This is a genomic window from Francisella frigiditurris, from assembly GCF_001880225.1.
Classification (GTDB): Bacteria; Pseudomonadota; Gammaproteobacteria; order Francisellales; family Francisellaceae; genus Francisella; species Francisella frigiditurris.
This window is the reverse complement of the sequence record NZ_CP009654.1, coordinates 293,121-307,721: the sequence shown is the minus strand read 5'-3', so window position 1 is coordinate 307,721 and position 14,601 is coordinate 293,121. Positions and strand designations below refer to the sequence as shown.

Sequence of the window (14,601 nt, the reverse complement as noted above, 5' to 3'; positions counted from 1 at the left end):
TATAAATGCTATGAGAGATTGGTTAGGAGTTGGCCACGGGCACCATATTGGTATTTTATATATCTCATAACAAATCTTCAGAGCTTTACATATTAATGTTTTCATTAAGTTACAGTTTTATGTAGTCTCATAAGGTTCTACTGAAACTCACTATTTATTTGCATGATTTCTGATTTTTTACTTAAACTAAAATTGTAAATCCTCAGAAATTAGTTCTTAATTATATTAAATAAAAGAGTCTGAAAAATTATATGAAAAATTATATTATTTCTGGTGGTTCTACAGGTATAGGTAGAGAGGTTATAAAAGAACTAAGTCAAAAAGGCTATAAGATCATTAATTTAGATATTAATCCACCTGCTGAAATGCTAAAAAATGAAGATTATATAGAGGTTGATTTATCTAACTATAAAATGATAGATAAATATATTCCTTTAGATAGAAATTATGAAGGCATTTTTTTAAATGTAGGGATTCATCGTGCTGGATCTATATTTACTCAAACGCTAGAAGAAATAGAGAAACTAATAAATACTAATTTACTATCTAATATATCTATTATTAAGGCTTTAGAAAATAACTTGAATAAAGGAGCATCTATTGTATTTAATGGTTCAGATCAATGTTTTGTTGGTAAGTATAATAGTTTTGCATATGGTTTAACTAAAGGAGCTATAGCTCAAATAACTAAATCATTAGCATTAGATTTATCTTCTCAAGGAATTAGAGTTAACACTGTTTGTCCAGGGACTACGGATACACCTTTATATAGACAGGCAATAGATAAATACTCTAAAGAATCTAGGATACCTCTAGAGATAGTAGAAAAAGAAGAGGCTACTGAGTTCCCCATTGGCAGGATTGCTAACGCTAAAGAAATAGCAAAAGTTGTATTATTTCTGTTAAGTGACGACTCTTCTTATATGACGGGTTCATTAATTCCTGTTGATGGAGGATATACTGCTAAATGATAAAAATAATAGATTCACATATTCATTTCTGGGATGTAGATAATGGCTATAACAAGTGGGTAGAAAACACTAATTTACCTAGAAAAGTTTTACCATCTGACTTTGAAATAGATAATTTTGTACATATAGAGGCACATAGTGAGAACATTAATCACTTATGCGAGTATAAATGGCTAGCTAATAATTTTAATAATAAAAATATAAAAGTTATTGCTTTTATTGACTTTACTCAAAATATAGAGGTTTTTGAGAAAAAAATAACTGATTTATCAAAGTATGAGAATATTGTTGGAGTTCGACAAATAATGTCTAAAAATTCTAGCTCAAAGTATAATCCTTTTGATAAAGAAATTCCTTTGGATTTATTAGATAAGCTAAAGATTCTGAAAGCGTATAATATGATTTTTGAGTGTCAAATGTATCCTGATCAGTTAATTAATTCTATGCCAGATATTATTAAGTCAAATGTGATTTGTTGTATTGAGCATTTAGGATTACCAATTAAGACAAGTGAAGAAAACTTTGATTATTGGAGAGCAATATTTCTAGAGATTATAAATAATAAAAATATATTCCTAAAGCTTTCAGGTGGTGATTTAAATAATAGTGATAATCATATTTACGAAATTTTATATGAGATAAGAGGCAATGTTGATTCATCAAAGCTTTGTTATGGCTCAAATTACCCAGTATCAAATAAAGAAGATTATAATAAGTGGCTTAATATGATTTGCAGTGTATTTATTGATCCGAAAGAACAAGAAAATATATTCTTTAATACGGCTAATAGCTTGTATCAATTTAATTTTTAGCTGCTACTTTTGCTGAGGTATAGATATTTTTAAAGAATATTAAATATATACTTGTATAAGCTGTTATAAATATCATATTGATTGTAAAGTTTGACCAGTAGATAGTCCATATAACATTTTTATCTTTTATCATAATTGGAAGCATTATTATGTTATTTATAAGTATAACTATTGCGACACTAATTATTGTTGAAAAGAAAATGTTATTTTTTAATATTTTTCTATAAGTCCAACTAAAGATAGAAACCTCTGCTAAATTTGTGATAAACGTACTTAACATTCCTGATAGAAATAATAATATTGTAGGTTCGGCAATTTGATGTATGGCATTTGACCTTATATAGTTATTATCGCCTATTATAGAGACTTCTGCTAAATGAAAGAATGATGACGAATATACACCAAAAGAATATATTCCATCCATTATCATCGCTAAGATTATTAGCTTATATGTGTTTTTTAGTCCATAGATAATTGAACAAACATCCAGAACTACAAAGATTCCTGCATAAACTAGAGATGATTGAGTTATCACTAAATGGATATTCAGAAAGTCTATACTTATGGTATTAAGAAATAGCGGGTCACATAGTATTTTTAACGTTATAAAAAGAGCGGCAGGAGTTATATATTTTAAGAAGTCCTTTGATGATAAGTTATTCAATTTACAAAATTATTACATTAAGATTTGATTATTAGATTTTAACTTAACTTATAAATTTTTATAAGATTTATTTATAAGGCTTAGACTAAAATTATTCCTATTTATGTAGCTAATCTAACTTTATTTTTCACATGATTTTATATTGCTTCATAAAACCAAAGATATATCTTATGTTTTATTTCTATAATCTTTAAAGTCCATTTATTGCTTATTTTCTATATAAAGAGCATAATCAATTATACAAGATTCTTTTTATCTTCTTATCGTTTAGTATTTATCTTTAACAAAGTTGGATCTATAAGTCTTTAAAATGTTTCTAGAAATACTTTGTTTAAATTATTTAAATGGTAAAAAATTACATGAAAATACAAATTGGTTACGAAATCGTTTATGATTGCGCTAAAACAACTCCAATGATTTTAGCCTTACACCCTTATCCTAACCTAGAAACTCCAGATTGTTTGATAACGATACCAGCAATATCTCAAATAACTAATTATATCGATAATTACGGGAATAAATTAAGCAGACTAGTCCTTCCAGAAGGAGAGACTAAAATTTTCTCAAATTTGATAGTTAATGATTCTGGAATTTCTGATCTAGAGAATGTTTCAGCTGGTCAGGTTCCTGTAGAAGAGTTACCAGATGAAATATTGATTTATTTGTTAGGAAGTAGATATTGTGAAACAGATTTATTTTATGATTTGGCATGGGATCTGTTTGGGAAATTACCAGCCGGTTGGGAGTGCGTTCAAGGCATATGTGACTTTGTAAATAAGCAAATTAAGTTTGACTATTATGAGGCTTGTGCAACAAGGACAGCATGGGATGCATACAATGAAAAAATTGGTGTTTGTCGTGATTATGCTCATCTTGCTATAGCTTTTTGTCGAGCTTTAAATATTCCAGCACGCTATTGTACTGGCTATTTAAGTGACATAGGTGAGCCTAAACCTCATGGAATTATGGATTTTGCCGCATGGATTGAAGTATATCTTGATGGTGGTTGGTATATTTTTGATCCCAGAAATAATAAAAGACGAATAGGAAGAATACCTCTTGCAAAAGGTAGAGATGCTGCAGATGTTCCAATAAGCAATTCTTTTGGGCTAAATAAGCTTAAAGAATTTAAGGTATGGGCGGATGAGTATATCGAAAATTAGTTATATAAAAAAATATGGAGTTATATATGCGTAATTTTAAAAAACAAAATAGTTGGTATGGTATGCAACATAGCTCATATGGTGATGTTATAGTTGTATACGACAAAAGAATTATTCCTAAAAATCCATCAAGAATCTATTTATATCATACGCAAAGAGATATGTTTATAGAATATGATGAAATAATAGTTATGAAAACTTTATTAGAATTAAGTTTAGATGACACTTTAAAAGCCGAAAAAGATTATAAAGAAAAATTAACGGCAGCTGCAATTAAACAAAGTTTGATTTTTACTAAAAAAACTATGAAAAAGTAAATCTTAATCTAACTCTAAAGAACTAATATATAAACTCTTCACCTTCTGGTCTAGTTTTATATCTTCTATGTTGCCATAGATATTGTTCAGGATTTTTTCTAATAAAGCCTTCTAAAATTTCATTAGTATATCTAGCTCCTTCTACCTCATCAGTAGGGAAGTTTTCTATAGGATCAGAAACAATAATTTTATACCCTGATAAGTCTTCATTTCTTGTATAATAAATTGGGACGACTACAGCATCAGTATTTTTTACTAACCATGGTGTTACTACTAGTGTTGAACATGCCTTGTCAAAAAAGGGAACAAAAGTAGAATGTAAGCCTTCAAAATCTTGATCCGGAGCATACCATAAAGTAATTTTCTTCTTTAGGCTTCTTATAATTGGAAGTAAATTTGTCCTTTCATAACATTCTGTAATATTCTTTTTCCTGCTTGAAGTAACAACCTGTTCCATTAACTCATTATTATGCTTCTGATAAACTAATGTGAAAGGCTTATATTGACTCCCCACATATCTTCCAGCTATTTCTAAGCAGTGAAAATGAAAACCTAGAAATAATAATGCTTTGTCGGGATCATTGTGAATTCTATCAAAGACCTCTTTATTTTCGATCTCAAACTTAATTTTATTAAATTCTTTTGCAGGCATAAACCAAGCTATTAAAGTTTCAGCAGCAGCCATATAAGCTGAGTCAAAAGATTTAGAAACAAGCTCTTTTAGTTCCTTCTCATTCTTTTCTGGAAATGCAATTCTTAGATTAATTATGGTTATATCTCTTCGCCTTTTCAAAAAAGGCTTAAGCATTTTGCCTATAACTACAGCTGTTTTCATTTGGGTTTTATAAGGTAAACGAGTATATAATCTACCAAAACCTACGATAAACCAAACGGGCCAATATTTTGGCTTTAAAAAAGTATTCAAAATTAACTTATAACCTTAACTTTAATAGCTGATTTTCTTCCTCTATTCTCTTCAGTATCAAATGTTACTTTTTCACCTTCTTGTAGAGTTGATCCAGAACCTTCTACATTATTGATATGAACAAATATCTCTTTGCCACCATCTTGAGGTTCTATAAAGCCAAATCCTCTCTCAGCATTAAAAAATTTTATTTTTCCTTGTCTCATATTATATTTCCTTTAAGTTTATTAATATATAAATAATTTATATTTATTTTAAGCTTAGCGATCTGCTTTAATAATGAACAAGGATATGTGAATAAACTGTTTAAATATTTAGGTCTGATATCAGATTATAAAATAAGTTTAATTATAAATGTAGTTTTAGTAAGTATAAGTTAAAAACACGGGCCTTACAAGAATGTTGATTATTTTAATCGTTGATTTACTATCCCTTTAGGATTTAGTTACTTAACTTCTTCTGACTCTTTTGGGTTACAGCATCCAGAATCATTGCAGTCACAATTGTTACAACAAGACTTTTTAAAATGTCTACGAGTAGCAACTAAAACAATAATAGAAGCAGTTACTACTAGGGCAGTATTTTCAGCTATATTTCCAGGGAATATGCATAAAATAATGGTTACAAGCTTAAGAGCTACAGCTATACCAGCTATAGCTAAAATTCCACAAAGAATACATAAGCTTATTTTTTTATTACAATTTTCAGAATTTTTGAAAGGGCAGTTCATAAGCATTCTCCTATAGGTATTGTTAATTTTTACACTATTCTAAGATAATTATATAAGTTGATTTATATAGTGTGAATATTTTTTTATATTATGATATCAAAATTTAATAAGGATTTAATATTAATCTTTTAGATAAATAAAGCTTTTATTGGGTTTTATATGGTACGTATTAATAAATATCTCTTGTAAAAAAGTGAGAAGATATTATAATTTCCTCAAATGAAATTGATAATGGTTATCATTTACAGAATGTCTGTTTATAAATCAAATACTAAGTATAAAATAAAAGGCTACCGTGAAGAGTGCCCCATTTCTTATAAGAACAAACTCCTTTCTCTAGGTTTATTGCCTGGCAAGGTGTTAGAGATAAAACGTAAAGCTCTTTTTGGAGGGCCTTGCCAAGTTAGTGTAAGAAATGCAGATATTTCTATACGCATCAAAGAATTAAACTTACTAGAGCTAGAGGAGATAAATTAATGAGATATGCATTAGTAGGTAATCCAAACTGTGGTAAAACAACTATTTTTAATGTTCTCACAGGGCTTAATCAAAAAGTTGGTAACTGGTCAGGTGTTACAGTTGATAAGAAAACTGGTACTTTTAATGTCGATGGAGAGACTATTGAAATTGTTGATATCCCTGGAATATATAGCCTTTCAGCTTCAGATAATAGTTCGATAGATGAGCAAATTGCTTATAATTATGTAATACAGGAAAAGCCTGACGCAATAATTAATGTTTTAGATGCTTCAAACCTTGAAAGAAGCATGTATCTAACTATTCAGCTTTTAGAGCTTAATGTCCCAATGGTTTTAGCAGTTAATATGATAGATGTTGCTAATAGTAGTGGGGTAATAATAGACTTTGACAAGCTTTCAAAAGTGCTTGGTATCAATGTATTTCCTGTAATAGCAGCCAAAGGAATTGGGATAAAAGAATTAAAGCAGTCTTTAGCCTCTGCGCAAAAAGAGCCTTCATATAATATAGCTAATTTCTATCCGAATGAAGTTTTACAAATACAAGAGCAGTTGAAAGAAATTCGTAAATCTTCCGTAGCAAATCTATGGTTGGCAGCTGAGGTTTATGAGGGTCGCACTTTACAGTTAGAGCAAGATACTAAAGATATAAATATTGAAGAATTAATGGAGAAAAATGCTTCGCTATTAAATCATTCGGGGCATAAAATACCAGAGGTTCGTTACCATGTGGTAGATGAAATTCTTAAAGAAGCTGTTAAATATACAGTGTCAGAATCTAAGAAAAGTGTAACTCATATATTGGATGCTGTTTGTATGAATCGCTTTTTAGGGGTACCTATATTTTTAATGATGATGTATCTAATGTTCTTTTTCTCTATAACATTTGGATCAGCTGTTCAGCCTGTATTTGATGATTTTACAGCATCAGTATTTATTGATGGGGTTGCTTATTATACAAATATGCTTGGCTTCCCTCATCAGCTAGTAATGATACTTTCTCAAGGTTTTGGAACAGGTATTAATACGGTATTGGCATTTATTCCACAGATAGGGTTTTTATTCATATTTTTATCCATCCTTGAAGATTCGGGTTATATGGCAAGAGCTGCTTTCGTAATCGATCGTTTTATGCAATCAATAGGTTTATCAGGTAAGGCTTTTGTTCCTATGATAGTTGGCTTTGGTTGTAATGTAGCTTCTGTGATGGCAGCTAGAACCTTAGAAACGAGGGAAGACCGCTTAATGACAATCATGATGTCTCCATTTATGTCATGTGGAGCGAGATTGGCAATATTCTCTGTATTCGCTACGGCATTCTTCCCAAGTAATGGAGCTTCGGTCATATTCCTACTTTATATAATTGGTATTTTAGGTGCTATTTTAACTGGATATGTAATCAAGTTTACATTCTTAAGAAGAGAGGCAACTCCGTTTGTATTAGATATTCCTAAATATCACTTGCCACGCTTTAGCAATATTATGTTGTACAGTTGGAATCGTCTAAAGTCATTCCTACTTAAAGCAGGTAAGATAATTGTTCCTATAGCAGTTATTATAGGTAGTATGAACAGTATTAATATAACTAAAGATGAGTCTATTCTTAGTTATGCGGGTAAAGAAATCACACCTGTGTTTTCTCCTATCGGTATTGAGCAGGATAACTGGCAGGCTACAGTAGGGTTGATTACGGGAGTTCTAGCAAAAGAAGTTGTTGTTGGGACTCTAAATACTCTTTATACCCAAGATGACAGTACAGGAATACCGGAAAGCTATAGTATTGTAGAAAACTTTAAGAATGCGATGAGTAGCACATGGGAAAATTTACATAATATGGATTTTAATCCAATAACTTCTAATGAGGCTGATGCTAGCATGGACTCATCTGCTATGGGTAATATGGTTAGTAAGTTTAGTACTGGTGTTTCGGCTTTTGCATATATGCTATTTGTTTTATTATATATACCATGCATTTCAGTGATTGGTGCGATGGTCAGAGAGTCTACTCGTGGCTGGGCGATATTGTCTATAGTTTGGAGTTCAACTATGGCTTATGTTTCAGCTCTAATAGTGTATCAAACAGGTAATATACTAAATACCCCAATGAGGTCAGTAGCTTATATTGTTATAGCATTGATAGCTTTGGCTATCGTTATTTATATTATGAGATATCTTTCAACTAAGATTAGATTTGTTGCTAATTTAACAGGCTGTAGTACTTGTGAGATTAAGCATTAAGCTTTTAGTAATAAAATAAAAATTATGGATAATTGATAGTTATGGAAGATCAGAAAAATACAAACCTTAAAGAATTTGGTTTTAAAATCACACAGCCACGCATAGAGATATTACAACTATTTGAAGAAAATAAAGATAAGCATTTAAGCCCTGATGATGTATACACTAGGTTAAAGTTAGATGGTAGTAGTATTGGGATAGCAACTGTATACAGAATTCTAAGCCAGTTTGAGTCAGCTGGACTAATTAATCGCTTAAAATTTAATAATGATCAAGTTATGTATGAGCTAAATCAAGGCGACCATCATGATCATGTGATCTGTGTTAAATGTAATGTAATACAAGAGTTTTATGATGAAGAGCTTGAGAAGATACAGAATCAAATAGTAAAAGCTATGGGAGCTAAAATGGTTGATCATAGTTTAAATATTTATGTCGAATGTAAATCTTGCCTTACTATGAAAAATGACCGCTAATTGTAAGTGCTTGAGAATATGAAACCTTGAATGTTCACAAGAAATGAGAGTATAAATATAATCTATTTTTAAACATAATTAATGTATATCAGATGCTGGAGTCAGCGATAGAGAGTGGATATAGATATTCCTAAATGTTCTGCACTGTGGGTGAAACTCCCTAAAGTAATAATTGTTTGGCAGACTCAATTTTCTTTTATCATTTTTCTTGGTATACCGCCTCTTTGGCAACCTCATTGTTTTAATATATTAATTTGGGAATCTAGACTTTGGTATTTTATTGAAACTGAAACATATCCTACTAACATAAAAATATTCTTTATTAAAATTTATAAAAATGCTAGCATTTTTATATTTAGTTTCAAGGGCTATTAGTCTCTTTGCAAATAGACCTTTATCTAAAAAAACTGTATTACCAACTTGCCAACTAGGTGAGTTAAAGATAAATATAGAAATAGCTAAATTTTGTATACGGATATTAAGACCATTCAATCGAAATTAGCTCGAAATGATTATTGCGAAGATAATCTATGTGAAATTTTAAATATTTCAAAAAAAAAAAGAAATAAGACTACTTTTTGAGAATAGATTACTTAAAGAATTAGGTCTAAATATCAAATAAAAATTAAAGCAGTTAAAGGTTGAAATTAATGAACGATGTTTGGATATCGTATACTATTGACTATACATGTACACACCCTAAGGATAGTGAATTTAGATTGTATGTATATGAAGTACAACATACTTTATCAAATCACTTCAAATTAGATATGTATCAGCCTGATAAAGAAGAAGATATGCTGTTCAAACTTGAACCATTTAAAACATTTATTAGGAGTAATCTGAAAAGGAGTGTGTTAGATTTACCTATAACTTTGGAAGAAAACAAAGTTAATCAGCGTATTATATTAAGTGATGTAAATACAAAAAAATATTTGCCGCATTTTCTAATCTATAAAACAGAAGATTTTCTAAAAACTCCAATCCCAGAGTATCATCAGTTAGAAAATTTTATTAAACAATCCAACTATAATGTAGTTGTTAAAGCAACAGGTTTATTAGGTTCAGGGAATTATTTTATAAATGAAAGGCGAACTTCTGATCCTGAATTTAATATAGTATCAGAAATAAAAAGATTTATAAAAAATAGAGATATACAGAAAAGTCCTTTCTTCTTAATTGAAGAGGCTATAATGTGCCCATATTTAAAGAACTATAAAAAAAATAAGCATCTTAACTACTCTAATCCTAATACCCAAAGGGATATTAATGCATTGGAAAGATTAAAAGCAAAATATAATTATTCTTCCAGAGGAATATTCAGGAGAGATGTTATTTTTTATAATTGTAATTCTGATGATGTAATAATATGGCCTATATATAAACAAATCTTAAACACAGGCCTAAGTACAGATAATCACTCTGATTATACTTTATACGATAAGCAGTATACTTCTGAATATTATGATATTAAATATAATCCCTTAATTTATTTAAATAGAAAACTAAATTCTGCTGACGTTGTAAAGTCTGAACACTACCGAAAAAAGTCTAATGCTATGAGAGACATTTCTAGAGTTTTATCAAACTATATCCATAAATTCGATTTTGAAAGAAACTATAGCATGTCAGCAAAAAACTATATAACAAATTTCTATGAAGTTAAACAAGGGATAAGCCTATCACAAATACAAGGTCATCACTTTGCAGATTACCAAGAATTAATAAGAAGAATAACTATAGATAAACCAATTTTATTACCTAATGTTATTGTTAATTTACAAGAAAATATAAATCAAATTTTAAATAATCTTAGAATAACTCATGAAGATATTATATAAATCTAACGATCATGTTAATTTATATTTAATTTTTGTGTGTTTGATGAGCCTTTTTGTTTTAAATATGAACAAAGTATCAAATAAACAGAAGCTAAAAAATGAATAAGCGTAATTTTAATTTATTTATTTGCTATATAACTGTCTGGTTGCATGTTACTACGAATTTTACGACTATCTGCGTAGGTTAGATGACATAAGATTGGTGATATATCAGTGTCATTAATATACAAAATATTTGGGATATCAAACCCTAATTTTGACATATATTTTTCTCTATAATTATTATATCCTTTAACATGCTTACTAAATTTATCTAAATTATTTTGATATTGAGATATATTTCCAGATGATACATTTATATTTTTCATATAGTGTTCTTCTGCCTCTCTTATTAACCTATTTTTAAACTCCTTACTTCTTATGTGTGTTGCCATAAGTTCAGCTATAAATTTAGCTATTTCTATATTTATCTTTAACTCACCTAGTTGGCAAGTTGATAATACAGTTTTTTTAGATAAAGGTCTATTTGCAAAGAGACTAATAGCCCTTGAAACTAAATATAAAAATGCTGCATTTTTATAAATTTTAATAAAGAATATTTTTATGTTAGTAGGATATGTTTCAGTTTCAATAAAATACCAAAGTCTAGATTCCCAAATTAATATATTAAAACAATGAGGTTGCCAAAGAGGCGGTATACCAAGAAAAATGATAAAAGAAAATTGAGTCTGCCAAACAATTATTACTTTAGGGAGTTTCACCCACAGTGCAGAACATTTAGGAATATCTATATCCACTCTCTATCGCTGAATTCAATAAACAGAGATATATTAGCCATGATTAGAAATAAATTTTTTATACTCTCTTTTTTGCGAGCATACCTACAAATAAAGTATTTAAAACTCTATTTTAAGTTGCTAGAGTTATATTAAGCCACAAATATATGAAAAAAGCTAATGAACAATATAGAGGAATATATTTTTAAGAATTTTTATCAGCAGGCTAGAATAAGAACTGGAGATATAGTGCAAGATGCCCCAGATAAAAATGTCAACCCAGCATTTCAAAGAACTAACAATGAAGATGGATTTAAATTTTATCCATTAGATGATGGCGAATATAGGATCTTTGTTCTGACAGAGACATTTTCTTTAAATGTGGGTATAAAAAATCAGGTAAATGATCAATTTGAGAAAACTTTTATTGAACTTGGTCTTTATACTGAAGACAATTTAAAAGGGCTCTTTGGATTTGATCCTAATAGTCGGGGCCCAGCTTTTAGAACTGGACATCCGAGTATTGTCTTTGGTGAAGATTTATTCTGTGCGGGTTATTTATTACAAAGGCCTACTCATTTAGAGGTCTTTTTTAACTCCGGAAGATTTAGAAATCGTGAATTAGATAATAGTATTTTAAAATATCTAGCATACTTATTACAAAAAAAATATTCGTTACAAGATATATACCTATATATATTTAGGGAAGGTAGGTACCATCCAAACATTGTTCGTGATTTTAATGAGGATTTACGAATGTGGGATTCGATTAAAGATGATCCTCAAGTTTTTTTAGTAAAAGAATTTAGCGTCGTTAATTATTTTGTAATGTCTATAATTATTAATTCTAAAATTAGCCTTGATGTTTCGACATTTGAAAAAGTATATTTATACCTTGAAGATTTTGTTACAACAACTTTAAGAGATGATCCGGAGCTTCAAAAAGCATGTTCATCCTGGAAATATATTGTTTCAGAAAAATTATTAGAAGATGATCCCTTTTTCACGAAAGATTTAAAAAATATGGAAGCGATTTGCGCTAAGAAAGCTGATATTTTAAATAAACATCGTGACCCTTCTTATAAGACAGATACAGAAAAGGTTTTTGAACAACTTATTAAGACTGATTCTAAGCTTAAATCAAGGGCGTTTAGGGCTTTGAGAAAATATCCTCTTCAGAAAAAACTTACTAAAACGATAACGGAGATATTAAGCAAAGCAGTAAATCGTGAATTAAGTCCCCACTTCAGTCTTTTAAGAGAACAAGTTAAAGAGATTTGCGCTATTAAAAGAGGAATAGATGCACAGAACGAAGCTCTTGCCCGCGAAAAGAAGATTATAGAGATTAGGGCAAGAGTTAATGAAGAGAATAAGGCTAAACAATTAGATTTAGAGAAGCTCAAAGAAGCTGAAGAGAAAGATAGGCTAGAAAGATTAATAGCACAAAAAAAGAAAAAAAATAGTAACACAATAAAGATTAAAATAGATCAACTACTTACTAAAAAGATCTTAGATAAAATCAACGAGATATTTCTAGGAGAAAATTTTAAATCAGGTATATTTCGTCCTTCGACAGAAGAGCATTATGGAAATTTATATAAACTGCTTCAACAATCTAATAGTTTTGATAATTCTATAGGATTACTTAAAAGATTTTTATCTGGAAATATGAAGTTTGATTATTATGCTGACAAGTTAATAAAGGAAAATGATAAAAATAAAAGATTTTTTTTATTTTGTAAAGAGTTGAATGCTTTTGTTGAAGATCTGCTAACTTTAATAACACTAGATTACGAAGATATGTTGGAGATAGAAAAAGAAGTTGAAGCAAGAAGGTTTTATAGGTCTATCTCTGAACTGGCAATTAAAAAGGAATCTCTAACATATCCTAAGAAAATTGAAGAAGAACATTCTCTAATGCGTGAGCCAAGAATTAATTATAAAATTGAAGAAGAGCGTGAGTCTAGAACTAATCAAAAATTTGAATGGAATTATAAAGAAGTTCAAGAAAGAAATTTATATAAAGAATTGGAAATTGAAACTTTTAATGAAATGAGAAAATTTATTATAGAGGAGTGCCTTGAAGAAATTTTGAAAAATTATGAAGAAATTAAAGAAACCAAGCAATTAAACCTCTCTAATATTGAAGCTTTTTATATACCTGACAAAAAAGATGAGGAGCTAGTAGTAGAGAAGGGAAAAATATATATTAGGTGTTATTTTTATACATCACAAGATTTAATATATCTGAGCTAATTTATATAAACTTAGTAGATTATAGTTTAAATATTTATGTCGAATGTAAGTCTTGTTTAAGTAAAAATATATAAAAAATAATTTAATTTTAATAAAATTATTAATTAATTATAAATTTAGACATCTATTTCTTGTGGATAAAAAAATAAATTCAAATTTATTCTCAATGTTTACAACGAGGAGCGCTATTTAGACAAATTTTCAAGATGTTTATTTTTGATTTTTACATATAAAATTACTTTCATATCTTCCATGGAAGGTATTTTGTATGACAAATTTTTTAAACTAAATAGTTTTATGTGTATGGGAGGAATAAACAAATGATGAACTCAAGTGTAGCCTCTACATACTGTTTTAATAACTGTGTAAAAAGGAGTTAATAATATGTCTAGAAAATACTGTGTACTTAAAGATGATAATATAACTAAAACATTAGTAGAGCTTATTAATAAAAGTTATAAGGCTGATAATGTTAACTCTATACAAGAAGTTAATTTAGGTCATGTATTAAATCATATAGATAATGATGATGCAAAAGCCGTGATTAAAAGCTTATGGTGTGACTTGGAAATATTAGTGGGACATCCAGTGATGCTATTAGATAACAGCTCACAGAAAGGTATTATAGGTAAACTTTATAAGAAAACTGGTGATAGAAATTTAATCTTAAACTTAAGAACTGATGATTCAGAAGCTATTTTTCAATCAATATATAATGCTTCAGGCATAAGAGTAGAAATTAAAGATCTATCTATCTAACTATCTTATCTATTAATTTTCTTGTTAAAGTAATATTTAAATTTTTAAACTTTTTATTTAATATATTAAAAATGTTCCCGTAGCTCAGCAGGATAGAGCGATTGCCTCCTAAGCGATAGGTCGGATGTTCGAATCATCTCGGGAACGCCAGATTAATATTCTTAATATTTATTATAAATAAAGCTTTAAAAAATTGA

The 14,601-nt window shown here is 29.0% G+C and carries 15 protein-coding genes and 1 tRNA gene; 11 read left to right on the top strand and 5 right to left on the bottom strand.

The features are described from left to right. Positions 1-251: 251 nt before the first annotated feature. Positions 252-971 carry an SDR family NAD(P)-dependent oxidoreductase gene (locus KX01_RS01650; RefSeq protein ID WP_071663341.1) on the top strand — a complete coding sequence of 240 codons (720 nt, stop codon included), beginning with the start codon at positions 252-254 and terminating at the stop codon, positions 969-971. Next, positions 968-1,783, top strand: coding sequence for an amidohydrolase family protein (locus KX01_RS01645; protein WP_083578882.1), 816 nt, complete (start codon positions 968-970; stop codon positions 1,781-1,783). Before KX01_RS01650 ends, KX01_RS01645 begins: the two co-directional genes overlap by 4 nt. Here KX01_RS01645 and KX01_RS01640 read toward each other — a convergent pair. Continuing rightward, positions 1,773-2,318, bottom strand: a complete 546-nt coding sequence (locus KX01_RS01640; protein WP_232223345.1) for a VUT family protein — start codon at positions 2,316-2,318, stop codon at positions 1,773-1,775. The two genes, KX01_RS01645 and KX01_RS01640, sit on opposite strands and share 11 nt — an antisense overlap. 488 nt (positions 2,319-2,806) lie before the next feature. On the opposite strand from KX01_RS01640, the gene KX01_RS01635 reads away from it, so the two are divergent. Both KX01_RS01635 and KX01_RS01630 read left to right on the top strand, forming a co-directional pair. After that, positions 2,807-3,610: a transglutaminase-like domain-containing protein gene (locus tag KX01_RS01635; RefSeq protein WP_071663339.1), complete on the top strand. Its 804-nt coding sequence runs from the start codon at positions 2,807-2,809 to the stop codon at positions 3,608-3,610. Between the two features lie 26 nt (positions 3,611-3,636). Beyond that, a complete protein-coding gene (locus KX01_RS01630; RefSeq protein ID WP_071663338.1) occupies positions 3,637-3,927 on the top strand; it encodes a hypothetical protein in 291 nt (96 codons plus the stop codon). 22 nt (positions 3,928-3,949) lie between these two features. On the opposite strand, the gene KX01_RS01625 is transcribed toward KX01_RS01630, so the two are convergent. The 3 genes from KX01_RS01625 to KX01_RS01615 form a co-directional block, all read right to left on the bottom strand. Continuing rightward, complete coding sequence (locus KX01_RS01625; protein WP_071663337.1) at positions 3,950-4,855, bottom strand: LpxL/LpxP family acyltransferase; 906 nt, start codon at positions 4,853-4,855, stop codon at positions 3,950-3,952. After that, positions 4,855-5,058 carry a cold-shock protein gene (locus KX01_RS01620; protein WP_071663336.1) on the bottom strand — a complete coding sequence of 68 codons (204 nt, stop codon included), beginning with the start codon at positions 5,056-5,058 and terminating at the stop codon, positions 4,855-4,857. The genes KX01_RS01625 and KX01_RS01620 overlap by 1 nt, the downstream gene beginning before the upstream one ends. 239 nt (positions 5,059-5,297) lie before the next feature. After that, a complete protein-coding gene (locus tag KX01_RS01615) occupies positions 5,298-5,582 on the bottom strand; it encodes a hypothetical protein (protein ID WP_071663335.1) in 285 nt (94 codons plus the stop codon). Between the two features lie 249 nt (positions 5,583-5,831). Here KX01_RS01615 and KX01_RS01610 point away from each other — a divergent pair, with 249 nt between their 5' ends. The 4 genes from KX01_RS01610 (at position 5,832) to KX01_RS01590 (ending at position 10,613) form a co-directional block, all read left to right on the top strand. Further along, positions 5,832-6,059, top strand: coding sequence for a FeoA family protein (locus tag KX01_RS01610; RefSeq protein ID WP_071663334.1), 228 nt, complete (start codon positions 5,832-5,834; stop codon positions 6,057-6,059). Beyond that, entirely contained in the window at positions 6,059-8,296 is a 2,238-nt protein-coding gene (gene feoB / locus KX01_RS01605) for a Fe(2+) transporter permease subunit FeoB (RefSeq protein ID WP_071663333.1), read from the top strand. The genes KX01_RS01610 and feoB overlap by 1 nt, the downstream gene beginning before the upstream one ends. Positions 8,297-8,337: 41 nt before the next feature. Next, positions 8,338-8,772 (top strand): Fur family transcriptional regulator, encoded by a 435-nt coding sequence (locus KX01_RS01600; RefSeq protein WP_071663332.1) that lies wholly within the window; start codon positions 8,338-8,340, stop codon positions 8,770-8,772. Positions 8,773-9,422: 650 nt separating this feature from the next. Further along, the gene (locus KX01_RS01590; protein WP_071663330.1) at positions 9,423-10,613 is read left to right on the top strand and encodes a hypothetical protein; all 1,191 of its coding nucleotides are present in this window, start codon (positions 9,423-9,425) and stop codon (positions 10,611-10,613) included. A gap of 119 nt (positions 10,614-10,732) precedes the next feature. On the opposite strand, the gene KX01_RS01585 is transcribed toward KX01_RS01590, so the two are convergent. Further along, a complete protein-coding gene (locus tag KX01_RS01585; protein WP_071663329.1) occupies positions 10,733-11,410 on the bottom strand; it encodes a hypothetical protein in 678 nt (225 codons plus the stop codon). Positions 11,411-11,569: 159 nt separating this feature from the next. Here KX01_RS01585 and KX01_RS01580 point away from each other — a divergent pair, with 159 nt between their 5' ends. The 3 genes from KX01_RS01580 to KX01_RS01570 all read left to right on the top strand — a co-directional run bounded on the left by KX01_RS01580 (position 11,570) and on the right by KX01_RS01570 (position 14,554). Continuing rightward, entirely contained in the window at positions 11,570-13,645 is a 2,076-nt protein-coding gene (locus tag KX01_RS01580; RefSeq protein ID WP_071663328.1) for a hypothetical protein, read from the top strand. Between the two features lie 384 nt (positions 13,646-14,029). Beyond that, the gene (locus KX01_RS01575; protein WP_071663327.1) at positions 14,030-14,404 is read left to right on the top strand and encodes a hypothetical protein; all 375 of its coding nucleotides are present in this window, start codon (positions 14,030-14,032) and stop codon (positions 14,402-14,404) included. 73 nt (positions 14,405-14,477) lie between these two features. Then, positions 14,478-14,554, top strand: a tRNA-Arg gene (locus tag KX01_RS01570). The last annotated feature ends 47 nt before the right edge of the window (positions 14,555-14,601 follow it).

Excerpts from the sequence above, each read along its gene's own strand:
- KX01_RS01645 (WP_083578882.1), top strand. The coding sequence starts at position 968 with ATGATAAAAATAATAGATTCACATATTCATTTCTGGGATGTAGATAAT.
- KX01_RS01575 (WP_071663327.1), top strand. The coding sequence starts at position 14,030 with ATGTCTAGAAAATACTGTGTACTTAAAGATGATAATATAACTAAAACA.
- KX01_RS01610 (WP_071663334.1), top strand. The coding sequence starts at position 5,832 with ATGTCTGTTTATAAATCAAATACTAAGTATAAAATAAAAGGCTACCGT.
- KX01_RS01580 (WP_071663328.1), top strand. The coding sequence starts at position 11,570 with ATGAACAATATAGAGGAATATATTTTTAAGAATTTTTATCAGCAGGCT.
- KX01_RS01635 (WP_071663339.1), top strand. The coding sequence starts at position 2,807 with ATGAAAATACAAATTGGTTACGAAATCGTTTATGATTGCGCTAAAACA.
- KX01_RS01620 (WP_071663336.1), bottom strand. The coding sequence starts at position 5,058 with ATGAGACAAGGAAAAATAAAATTTTTTAATGCTGAGAGAGGATTTGGC.
- KX01_RS01650 (WP_071663341.1), top strand. The coding sequence starts at position 252 with ATGAAAAATTATATTATTTCTGGTGGTTCTACAGGTATAGGTAGAGAG.
- KX01_RS01600 (WP_071663332.1), top strand. The coding sequence starts at position 8,338 with ATGGAAGATCAGAAAAATACAAACCTTAAAGAATTTGGTTTTAAAATC.
- KX01_RS01615 (WP_071663335.1), bottom strand. The coding sequence starts at position 5,582 with ATGAACTGCCCTTTCAAAAATTCTGAAAATTGTAATAAAAAAATAAGC.
- KX01_RS01630 (WP_071663338.1), top strand. The coding sequence starts at position 3,637 with ATGCGTAATTTTAAAAAACAAAATAGTTGGTATGGTATGCAACATAGC.
- feoB (WP_071663333.1), top strand. The coding sequence starts at position 6,059 with ATGAGATATGCATTAGTAGGTAATCCAAACTGTGGTAAAACAACTATT.
- KX01_RS01590 (WP_071663330.1), top strand. The coding sequence starts at position 9,423 with ATGAACGATGTTTGGATATCGTATACTATTGACTATACATGTACACAC.